The 512-nt window shown below is 45.1% G+C and carries 2 tRNA genes and 1 rRNA gene; all 3 read left to right on the top strand.

Annotated elements, in window-relative coordinates:
• Positions 1 to 99 (top strand): 5S ribosomal RNA (rrf, locus tag FFM73_RS12605); the annotation flags it as partial.
• A 9-nt stretch (positions 100 to 108) separates the two neighbouring features.
• Positions 109 to 181, top strand: a tRNA-Asn gene (locus FFM73_RS12610).
• Between the two features lie 18 nt (positions 182 to 199).
• Positions 200 to 272, top strand: a tRNA-Thr gene (locus FFM73_RS12615).
• The last annotated feature ends 240 nt before the right edge of the window (positions 273 to 512 follow it).

Consider the following 512-nt stretch of genomic DNA (forward strand, 5'->3'; position numbering starts at 1 on the left):
AAGGATACACCTGTTCCCATGCCGAACACAGTAGTTAAGCTTCAGCACGCCAAGAGTAGTTGGGGGATCGCCCCCTGCGAGGGTAGGACGTTGCCACGCTATCATTATTCCGGCATAGCTCAGTTGGTAGAGCACCTGACTGTTAATCAGGTTGTCGACGGTTCGAGCCCGCCTGCCGGAGTCAAGAAAATTTAGTAATGCCGGCTTAGCTCAGTTGGTAGAGCATCGGTATCGTAAACCGAGGGTCGGGGATTCGAATTCCTCAGCCGGCATCTATTCAACTGGCAAAGTAAAAAACACTAACGTTCATCGTTAGTGTTTTTTGGGTTCTACAATATCTGTTGTTGGTAATAGGTTTTTATCTATTACTGATGACAGATTTTTTGGGCGCTTCGTCAAGTAGAGTTGATTTAGATTTATAGGAGTACTTAGACCTCAATTGGTCTAGGTGCTTTTTTAGTTGGCAGTTTTTTGGACAATGGTTTGAACCAGACGCGTTCCAAAAAAATACG

The organism is Secundilactobacillus hailunensis, from assembly GCF_005405185.1.
GTDB classification, from domain to species: domain Bacteria; phylum Bacillota; class Bacilli; order Lactobacillales; family Lactobacillaceae; genus Secundilactobacillus; species Secundilactobacillus hailunensis.